An 8,962-nucleotide genomic window follows, 5' to 3' on the forward strand; every position below is an offset into this window, starting at 1 on the left:
CCGCGCCGACCCGACCGAGCGCCTGACTGGGACGGGCTGGAGCGGCGGAGTCCGGCCGATGGGGTTACTCCTGATGCGATCAGCCGGACCCCTGGCCGGTCAGCGGTGGCTGAACCTGTGGTCGAGGTAGACGAGCGCGTCGCCGACGGGGCGCTCCGCGCCTCCGCTTGGCTGATTGACCAAAGTGCCCTCGACGGACATCGTGGTTGATCCGCCACCATCCAGGTTGACCGCGTTGTGCATGCCGAGCGCGGCGGCGACTGTGGCGGTCTCGGTCATGGTGGTGCCCACGCTGGTGGTCTGTCGACCATCGATGGTCACGAGCATGATTTTGCCGTCGAGGGCGGTTCCGGCGATGGTGCGCGGGTGTCGTGCGAAAAAGCCGTCCGAGTCGGTGGGCGCGACGACCTGCCCGTCTCTCATCAGCCGGTAGCGGCCGTTGACCGCGAACGTCCCGGGGCGCAGCGGAATCTTCTTGCCGGCCTCGTCCTGCAGGGTACTGGAGTGTTTCACGCAGCCCTGCGCCACGGCGAGCAGATCCGCCGTTTCCCGCCCGGTCGCCTGGAGGGAGGTCTGGTCCGGGGTGAGAGTCGTGCCGCGGGTGGTCGTGGTCCGGACCACGCAGCCCCTGCTGTCGAGGACGACCTCGACGCCCGGTCCGGACGGCGTGCTGGCGGCGAACTCCGGCGTGAATCGCACCGTGTCGCCGGAGTAGGCACACTGGGTTGGGTCTGGCAGCTCGGTGCAGGCGTCCGGGACAACCGGCGGTTGGTTGACGTACTCCAGCGGCAGGCTGACCTTGGTCTGGGCGTTGCGGACGCTACCGGTCCACCGCAGCTGGCCCATGAGCACCTCGTGGTTCTTGGCGTCCAGGACCAGTGCCACCTCCGCGGCGTCACCGGTTGGCTCGCTGAGCAGTTGCCCGCCGTACACCCCGAGGCCAACGGGGTCGCCGGGGTACTCGGCGCTGGCGGTGAAGGTGAAGAAGGAGGCGTTGACTCCGGCCAGCGCGTCCGACCCGCGGACGAGGTCGGTGGTCTTCTCGACTCCGGCCAGGTCGGATCCGTAGGTGGCGGCGAGGTGCCCCCGGCTCTGCCGGGGGTCGACTGTCAGGACATTGACCACCCACGGGCCCCGGGGGGTGTCGCCGATCTGGTCGATCGGTGCCGGCTCGGTGCCACGGACGATCCGGGTCAGCGTTACGCCCCGGGCGAGCGTCTCGCTGCTGCGACTCTCCACCAGGTCGGAGTCGCCGAGGGGCAGAGTGGCCTCGTTCGCCGAGACCGGCGTGGGGGTGGCGGTGAGGCCGAGCAGGGCCGCCCCAAGCAGGGCTGTGGCCACAGTGGCCGCATTGCGGCGTGGGTGCGGAGAACTGTTTCTCATCTGTGCCATCACTACATGCTGTACAGCTCCGAGGAACTCACCAGAACATTGGTACGAAGGGTGCGCTAATACTTGGTCAGCGGTGGGTGGTGGGTGAGCGGGGCCCAGCAGGGCCGTTCCGGTGCCGTCGGCGTCGCGCGGCGCTGCCACCCAGGGGTGCGGTCACGGTGAGCGCACACGCGTAGCTGTCGGCGGTGACGCTTCGCCCGCGTCACCCACTTGGCCTGACAAATTGCTACTGACTGGTAAATCGCTCGAATTACCTGAAGTGGGCGTATGGCTACGTTTCCGAATCTTGCCGCCTAATCGATCGCATTCGCATTCTCGGCCTGATTTCCGTGGGCGATCGGATGACCGAATAGGCGACGATCGGTCAACCCGGTCCAACCGAATTGGGCGGTATAGTTTCCGGCTAACTTGTGGCTGTCTCCCGTGGAGAGTGTCGATGGAAGAATCCGAGGATCCGCGCCCCTACCACGTCGTGATGAACGACGAAGAGCAGTACTCGATCTGGCCGGACGGGTCGGAGCTTCCGGCCGGATGGCGCCGGGTGGGCTTCAGTGGCGATCGCGCCAGCTGTCTGGCGCACATCGACGAGGTCTGGACCGACCTGCGCCCGCGCGGGCTGCGGGAGTGGCTGAAGGCCCAGGGCTGACCCGCGCCGCACGGGCTACCGCCGCGGGCGCACCGGGCAACCGGGGCGCCCGCGGCCATTTTTCGGCCCGTGGCGATTATCTTCGCCTGCGGTCACTTTCTTCGCCCCGCAGTCACTTTCTTCACCGGTGACTACTCCCAAGTGACGGGCTGGGAGATGGTTGACATTGTCCCGAAAATAGCCGGATCGTTCGCCGGTTGTCGGCTAGCCGTTGAGCGGCTCAGATCAGGCTTGTTGGTTGGTTGACAGGTCCTGAATATTGCTCGTAGTTTCTTTTCATCTCCGGTTCCACGAGCGCCCTCGACGCGGGGCCGGCGAAATTTGCAGTTCTCCGTTCCGCTGTTCTGTAGCTGTCTTTCGGTGTTGCGACGCGAAGGAGTGCACAGTGTGGGCAGGGCCCCGCCACGCCGCTAACGACCCGGACCCGACACCCACCGCCGCGGTCGGCGGCACCGTGCCGGACCTCGTGGCCGCCGTGGCGCGGCGGCAGCCGGACGCAGTCGCGGTGGTCGGTGGCGATGGGGAGACGCTCACCTACCGTGAGCTGACTGAGCGGTCCGATGCCCTGGCCCACCGGCTCGTCGCCGGGGGCGTCTGTCCGGATGAGCCGGTGGCGGTGGTCCTCCCCCGCTCGGTGGAGCTCGTCGTCACCCTGCTCGCCGTCCTCAAGGCCGGCGGTGCGTATCTGCCGCTTGACCCGGCCGACCCACCGGCGCGGATCCGGCAGTTGCTCACCGTTGCCGGGGAGCCGCCGGTGCTGGCCAGCACCGAGGTGCCGGGTTCCAGTCGGCTGTTCCGCCTGGACCAGCCCGGCCCCGCCGCGTCAACCGACCCGGCCGCGTCAACCGGCACCGCACCGCGGCGACTTCACCCCGCCAGCCTCGCCTACGTCAACTTCACCTCCGGCTCCACGGGCTCGCCGAAGGGGGTCGCCGTTACCCACTCCGCCGTGGTTCGCCTGGTCCACCAGCCTGGCTACCTGCGCCTGGGGCCCACCGAGGCAGTCCTTCAACTCGCTCCGGTCGCGTTCGACGCGGCGACCCTGGAGATCTGGGGTGCGCTTTCCAGTGGGGCCCGGCTGGTGCTGGCCCCACCCGGTGCGCTAGAACTCGCCGAGTTGGCGCAGCTGCTGCGCCGGGAACGGATCACAGTCCTCTGGCTGACCGCCGGGCTCTTTCATCAACTGGTGGAGTTCGACCCGGACTGCCTCGCCGGGGTCGGGCAGCTCCTCGCGGGCGGGGACGTGCTCGCTCCGGAGGCGGTCCGCCGGGCACTGCGAGCGCGCGACGGGGCAGTCCTGATCAATGGGTACGGGCCAACGGAGAACACCACCTTCACCTGCGTGCACGCGATGACCGATCCGGAGGCCGTACCGGACCCGGTGCCGATTGGCCGGCCGGTGCCCGGGAGCACCGTGTACGTTCTCGATCCGGCCGGGCGGCAGGTGCCTGTCGGTGTTCCCGGAGAGCTGTACACCGGCGGTGCTGGCGTCGCCCGGGGATACCTCGGTCGCCCGGGAGCCACGGCGGCGGCATTCCTACCCGACCCGTTCGACCCTCGCCCGGGGGCCCGGATGTACCGCACCGGGGACCGGGTCCGCTGGCGGCCGGACGGCACCCTCGACTTTCTCGGCCGAATCGACGAGCAGGTGAAGATCCGCGGGTTCCGGGTGGAGCCGGGCGAGGTAGCGGCGGCGTTGCGGGCTCACCCCGCCGTGGGGGACGCCGCTGTTCTGGTGGACGGGGAGGGGGAGCGGCGCCGGTTGCTGGCGTATCTGACGCTGCGCCCCGGCAAGCCGGCCCCGACCTCCCAGGAACTGGCCGAGTACGCGGCCGACCGGCTCCCGGCCCACCTCCGACCGGGGGCCTACCTGGTCCTTCCCGCGCTGCCCCTGACCCGCAGCGGCAAGATTGACCGGCGGGCGCTGCCCCGACCGGAGCCGCCCGCGGCTCGGCTCGGACGCGAGGTGACCGATCCGGTCCAGGTACGCCTGGCGGCCCTGTGGGCGGAACTCCTCGGCAGCGGCCCCTCCGCCGCTGACGACGACTTCTTTGCGCTGGGCGGAAACTCGCTGCTCGCCACCCGGCTGACCTTCGTCGTCGCCGACCAGTTCGGGGTGCACCTGCCGGTACGTCTCGTCTACGAGAACCCGACCCTCGCCCGGCTGGCCGGCATCCTTGGCGGGCAGCTTCCGGCGCGGTCGGCCAACACCGGAGTCCATCGACTGGCGGATGGACCGACGGCGACGCGGCCCGGTGCGGAACCGAGCACCGAGTCCCACCTCCTGCCGGCGTCGCTCGGCCAGCGTCGATTGTGGATGCTCGATCAGCTGACACCGGGGGCGGCGACGTACCACATCGCCTGGGCGGTCGAGCTGACCGGCCCGCTCGACGTGGCCGCGTTGGAGTCGACGCTGAGCTGGCTGGTGGACCGGCACGAAACCCTCCGGACGCACTTCACCTCGGTGGACGGAGAGCCAGCACAGCTGGTCGTGCCCGCCGCGCCGGTCCGACTGTCGGTGGTGGACGCCACATCCGAAGCGGCCGGGCGGGAGTTGGTGAACGCGTCAGCCCGGGAACCCTTCGACCTGGCGACCGGCCCGTTAGCCCGGTTCGGGCTCGTCCGACGCAGCCGGGAAACGCACGTTCTCACCATCGTGGTGCACCACGGTCTCGCCGATGGTTGGTCGTTCGACATCCTCTTCCGCGAGCTGGCGGCCGGGTACGCGGCGGCGGTCGCCGGTGCCCAGGCCGACCTGCCCGCCCCACAGGTGCGGTACGCGGACTTCGCGGTCTGGCAGCGGGAGCAGGCCGACCGTGGCGCCTTCGCGGCCGACATCGACTTCTGGCACGCGGAGCTGGCCGGCGCCCCGACCCTGCTCGACCTCCCCGCCGACCGCACCACCGCACCGGTATGGCCGACAACGCGGGCATCACCATCCTCATCGTCCGGTCCGGCTGAGCAGACCGATACCGGCGGCGAGGTGGTCTTCGACGTCCCCGACGAGTTGACCGCCCGTTTGCGGGCGAGCCGGGACGGCACCCTGTTCACCCGGCTCCTGGCCGGCTTCCAGACCCTCCTGCATCGGCTCACCGGGGCCGACGACCTGCTGGTAGCGGTCCCGGTGGCCGGGCGCACCCGACCGGAGACCCGGAACGTGGTGGGCTTCTTCGCCAACACCCTCGCCCTGCGGGCCCGCTTCACCGATCGGTCCGACTTCACCGACCTCCTCGCCCAGGCCCGCGCCGCGAGCATCGCCGCACAGACGCGGCAGGACGTGCCCTTCGATCGGATCGTGGACCGACTCGTCCCGACCCGCAGCCTCGCCCACAGCCCGCTGGTGCAGGTGATGTTCGCCCTCGACGAGCCACCGCCGGAAACCACGGCGGCGGGGCTGCGAATCGCCCCCCGGCTCTGGGAGAACGGCACGGTCAAGTTCGACCTCACCCTGACCATGGAGGACCGCCCCGACGGGCTGCGCGGTCGCCTCACCTACCGCACCGATCGCTACGAGGCGAACCGGATCCGCGGCATCGCGCAGCGGTACCTCACCCTGCTCGCCGCGGCCCTCGACCGGCCCGACACGCCCGTCCGCGAGCTACCCCTGCTCGACCCGGTCGAACGGGCACAGCTCCTGCGGGCGGGCAACGACACCGAACTGCCCCTGCCCGACGTGGCCAGTGTCGGTGAACTACTCGACCGGTTCGCGCCGGCCGACCCGGGCGCGGTCGCGGTTACCGGCCCAGATGGCGCCCTGCGCCACCGGGACCTCGCCACTCGCGTCAATCGCCTCGCCCATCTGCTTCGCGCCCACGGCGTCGGGCCGGACGTCCCGGTCGGGCTCTGTCTCGGCCGGCACACCGACCTGGTGGCCGCGCTGCTCGCTGTCTGGCGGGCCGGGGGTGGGTACCTGCCGCTCGACCCGGCACTGCCCGTCGGCCGGCTGGCCACCATGCTGGCCGACGCGGCCCCGCCGGTGCTGCTCACCGACCCCGCCGGGGCGCCCCTGATCGGCGACGCCATCGCCGCTGCCGGCACCACCCCGGTGGTGCTCCGGGTCGACCAGCTCGACTCGGACCTGCCGACCGACCCGCCACCGGTCGTCGGTCACCTGGACGGCCTCGCCTACCTGCTCTACACCTCCGGCTCCACCGGTGCGCCGAAGGGTGTCGCGGTCACCCACCGTTCGGTGATCAACCACCTGGTCGGCTGCCACCGCCTGCTCGGGCTCACCGCCGACGACCGAGTCGCGGCGATCACCACCCCGGCCTTCGACATCTCCCTGGTGGAGCTGGTGCTGCCGCTGTTGGCCGGGGCGCGGGTCGAGATTCTCGACGCGGCGACCGCGCAGGACGCCACCTTGTTACGGGCGGCCTGCGGGCAGCGAGGTGTCACCGTCGTCCAGGCCACCCCAGCGACCTGGCGGATGCTGGTCACCGCCGCCGGCGTACCCGCTGGGGTGCGGTTGCGGATCAGCGGGGGCGAGGCGCTGGCCCGCGACCTGGCCGACGCGTTGCGCGCCGACGGTGCCCGGGTCATCAACGGGTACGGACCGTCGGAGACGACCGTCTACTCCGCGGCGGGGTTGGTGGGGGAAACCGGCCCGGTCGACCTGGGGCGTCCTCTCGCCAACACCCGGATCCAGCTGCTCGACCCCGCCGGTCAGCCAGTCCCGGACGGTGTGGTCGGAGAAATCCATATCGGCGGCACCGGAGTGGCGCGCGGTTACCACGGTGATCCGGGTCGTACCGCGGCCCGGTTTCGCCCCGACCCGTTCAGCCCGAGCCCCGGCGCGCGGCTCTACGCCACCGGCGACCTGGCCCGCCGGCTCCCGAACGGGCGTCTCGTCTACCACGGCCGCGCCGACCAGCAGGTAAAGGTGCGGGGATTCCGGATCGAACTCGGCGAGATCGAGTCAGCGTTGCGGGACCAGCCCGGCATCCGGGACGCCGTGGTGACCACCTGGGGGGTGGACGACGACGTCCGGCTCGCCGCGTACGCGGTCACCGAGACCGCCGCCGTTGACCCGGCGGTGGTCTGGCCGGTGCTCCGCGCCGGTCTGACCCGGCGGCTGCCGGCGCACATGGTGCCGGCCACTCTGGTCCTGCTCGAAGCGCTACCCCGCACCGCGAGCGGCAAACTGGACCGGCGGGCGCTGCCCGAGCCGACCTGGCGGGAGACCGCCGGTAGCGGCCCGACCGCCCCCCGTACCCCGGTCGAGGCACAGCTCACCACGCTCTGGCAGGACGTGCTCGGCCGCCCGGAGGTCGGCGTGCACGACAACTTCTTCGCTCTGGGTGGCCACTCGCTCACCGCGACTCGGCTGATCGCCCGCATCCGTACCAGCTTCGGCGTCGAGCTGGCGCTGCGGAGTCTCTTCGCCGCGCCCACCGTCGCCGAACTCGCGGTCCAGCTCGCCGCCGCGGGCGCCCCCGGCGAACCGCACCGGATCGGTCCGGCCGACACCAGCCGGAAGCACCTGCTCGCCTCGCTCGACGATCTCTCCGACCGCGAGGTGGACGAGCTGCTGGAAAGTCTGATCGCCGAGGAGGGCGTATGAACAGGCGCAGAGAACGTGTGGTCGTCGTCGGGGCCGGCCTGGCCGGTTCGCTCGCCGCGCTGTACCTCGCCCGGCAGGGCTACGAGGTGGACGTCTTCGAGCGACGACCGGACCCCCGTTCCGCGCTGGCCCGTCCGGAGGGTCGGTCGATCAACCTGGGGCTCTCCGCCCGGGGCATGCGGGCGCTGGACGGGGTAGGTCTCCTCGCCGACGTGCTCAAGCACAGTGTGCCGATGCGCGAACGGGTGGTGCATTCGCCGGACGGTGGGGTGCGCGCCCAGCCGTACGGGGTGCGCGAGCACGAGATCCTCCATTCGGTACTCCGGGAGGAGCTGATCTCACTGGTGGTGACCGCCGCCGAAGCCGAACCGGAGGTACGGTTCCACTTCGATCACCTCCTGGCCAGCCTCGACCGGGAGACCGGCACCGTGCACGTCGCCCCCACCACCGGTGGCGAGCCGAGAACAGTCACCGCGGACCTGATTGTCGGTGCCGACGGGGCCTTTTCCACCGTCCGGCAGCAGCTGCAGCACGGGTCGCGTGCCAACCACGCCCAGGAGTTCCTGCCCTGGGGATACAAGGAGCTGACCATCCCGGTCGGCGCCGACGGTCAGCCCCGGGTTCGACTGGAGGCGCTGCACGTCTGGCCCGGCCACGAGGCGATGATGGTCGCTCACCCCAACCGGGACGCCTCGCTGACCTGCACGCTCTTCATGGCGTACGAGGGCCCGGTGAGCTTCGCCGCTCTCGACACCCCAGCGGCGGTGCGGGACTTCTTCCGCCAGCGCTTTCCCGACGCGGAGGAGCTGATGCCCGACCTGGTCCGGGAGATCACCGAGCACCCGGTCGGGCACCTGGTCACCGTCCGGACCGCGCCCTGGCGGTACGCGGACCGGGTGGTGCTGATCGGTGATGCCGCACATGCTGTCTACCCGTTCTACGGCCAGGGCATGAACTCGGCTTTCGAGGACTGCGTGGTGCTCGACGAATGTCTCACCGCACACCCCGACCGGGCCACCGCGCTGGCCGCCTACGAGGCGGCCCGAAAGCCGCACACCGACGTGCTCGCGGACCTGTCCACCGCCAACTTCGAGGACCTGCGCAATCGGGTGCACCGGTTCGGCTACAGCGCCGCCGCTGCCGCCGATCGACTGCTCGCCCGGCTGTTGCCGCAACGCTGGGTGCCGCTGTACACGATGGTCGCGCACACCACCATCCCGTACGCCGACGCGCTGGCCCGCGCCAACCGTCAGGACCGTATCCTGCACCGCGCCGGCGTCGGGCTCGCCCTGGCCACCGGTCTTGCCGTAACCGCCGCCGCCCGACGCGCCGGCCGTCGCCGCCGCGCGAACCGGCGGTGAGGG

Annotated in this window: 4 protein-coding genes; 3 read left to right on the forward strand and 1 reads right to left on the reverse strand. The window is 71.1% G+C overall.

Translation table 11 applies throughout. The features are described from left to right. Positions 1-99 precede the first annotated feature (99 nt). Positions 100-1,341, reverse strand: a complete 1,242-nt coding sequence (locus SALPAC3_RS0115070) for a phosphodiester glycosidase family protein (RefSeq protein ID WP_018222051.1) — start codon at positions 1,339-1,341, stop codon at positions 100-102. Positions 1,342-1,828: 487 nt separating this feature from the next. Here SALPAC3_RS0115070 and SALPAC3_RS0115075 point away from each other — a divergent pair, with 487 nt between their 5' ends. From SALPAC3_RS0115075 to SALPAC3_RS0115085, 3 genes are all read left to right on the forward strand, one after another. Continuing rightward, positions 1,829-2,038, forward strand: a complete 210-nt coding sequence (locus SALPAC3_RS0115075; protein WP_018222052.1) for an MbtH family protein — start codon at positions 1,829-1,831, stop codon at positions 2,036-2,038. A 385-nt stretch (positions 2,039-2,423) separates the two neighbouring features. Continuing rightward, on the forward strand, positions 2,424-7,598 hold the full coding sequence (locus SALPAC3_RS0115080; RefSeq protein WP_018222053.1) for a non-ribosomal peptide synthetase: 5,175 nt from the start codon (positions 2,424-2,426) through the stop codon (positions 7,596-7,598). After that, entirely contained in the window at positions 7,595-8,959 is a 1,365-nt protein-coding gene (locus SALPAC3_RS0115085; RefSeq protein ID WP_026185593.1) for an FAD-dependent oxidoreductase, read from the forward strand. The genes SALPAC3_RS0115080 and SALPAC3_RS0115085 overlap by 4 nt, the downstream gene beginning before the upstream one ends. Positions 8,960-8,962 lie beyond the last annotated feature (3 nt).

The organism is Salinispora pacifica DSM 45544 (assembly GCF_000378845.1).
Classification (GTDB): Bacteria; Actinomycetota; Actinomycetes; order Mycobacteriales; family Micromonosporaceae; genus Micromonospora; species Micromonospora pacifica.

Excerpts from the sequence above, each read along its gene's own strand:
- SALPAC3_RS0115075 (WP_018222052.1), top strand. The coding sequence starts at position 1,829 with ATGGAAGAATCCGAGGATCCGCGCCCCTACCACGTCGTGATGAACGAC.
- SALPAC3_RS0115085 (WP_026185593.1), top strand. The coding sequence starts at position 7,595 with ATGAACAGGCGCAGAGAACGTGTGGTCGTCGTCGGGGCCGGCCTGGCC.